Raw genomic sequence first — 1,323 nt, forward strand, 5'->3', positions numbered from 1 at the left:
GGTTTATTGGGGTTGATTATCTGAATTTTTATGGAATTTCATCCCAATAATCTGTTTGTCTTTAAGTTTATTCTAATGAACTTAATTCTCATGGAAGTTTCAAAACATGCAGCACACAACAAAGTGGATGATGACGCCGCTTGCAATGTTGTTGGGTACGCTGTTTTCAGCGCCATCATTCGCGGTGGAAACGAGTGTAATTGATAGCACCAGCACGCCTGAATCTACACAAAATGAAGGAGACACGTCCTGTATTGTTTGTAAGTTTAGTGGGGCCGTTTACCTATCTTACGATACAAACATTTACGATAAAGACGACTACCGTTCTGTCCGCAATTTCTCGTGGGGAGGCGATCTCGTTTATTCCTTTTCGAGCGGCACAAAAGCCTATTTTTCTACGGGTGGCTATCGTGCCCTAGAAGATGAAGTCGGCACCTACGCGACAGATTCGGTGTTGGGCTTGCAATACACGAACCTATATCGCTTTGGAGATACAGGGAAAATCGGCGTTGCGGGTCAGCTCACCATTCCAACTTCAGAAACATCTCGTAAAGATGAACTGCACACCGCGGTTCGTTTAGATGTGCCGATCTCTTTTTCAGCTTGGAGCGTCGATTTTTCGGTTTCGCCAAGACTGAGAAAAAATTTCCACGAATACAAAACCATGGGGGGACGCTCGCTGACTGAGTGGACTTACTCATTGTTTGCTGTTGCGGAAAAGTCGTGGGAATCGTTCGCAGTGGGGATCACGGCGTTAGGTGGTAACAGCATCAGTTATCAAGGTACGCGCAGAAGCAGTTGGCAGTATGAAGGGGCGTTGTACGGCACATACGAGTTTGATGAAAGCTGGTCATTGCTACTCGCGGCGTCATCAACGGGTTTCTATCAAGATGCAGAGCGAGGCACCTTGGGCAACATCGATTTGTTGGACCAAGAGAAAGCATCTTACATCGCGACAGTGACTTACTCCTTCTAGGAAAATAACAACAATTAAGGATATCCAAATAATGTTTAAAAAATTGACTCTGGTGTCAGCAATAACGGCCGCACTTGCAGGCTGTGGCGCAGATGATCAGGCGTATGACTATGTCGAAAGAGATGCAAAAGAAGTCGCAGTAAAAGATCTTAAAGACGGTCGTTGGTTTTACGTTCCGACGACTGGTGCCGCGCCACGCTTTGCTCTGAACCAATTCCCATTCTTGCAAGGTTCACCTCGTTACGTTGAGCTTTGTTTTACCAAAGAAGGTCTGGAAGTTCGCAGTTACGATAAAAACTACCCAGACGCGCATCTAAGCAAAGATGCTAATAACTACTGCGGTGAAG

Annotated in this window: 2 protein-coding genes; both read left to right on the top strand. The window is 45.7% G+C overall.

Features of this window, described 5'->3' with window-relative positions; translation table 11 throughout:
* Positions 1–106 precede the first annotated feature (106 nt).
* The gene (locus R7040_RS24445) at positions 107–976 is read left to right on the top strand and encodes a hypothetical protein (RefSeq protein WP_318097265.1); all 870 of its coding nucleotides are present in this window, start codon (positions 107–109) and stop codon (positions 974–976) included.
* Positions 977–1,007: 31 nt separating this feature from the next.
* Positions 1,008–1,323 (top strand): hypothetical protein (locus R7040_RS24450; protein ID WP_318097266.1); only part of this gene is annotated, 316 nt, incomplete at its 3' end.

Source organism: Vibrio sp. 1069 (assembly GCF_033340555.1).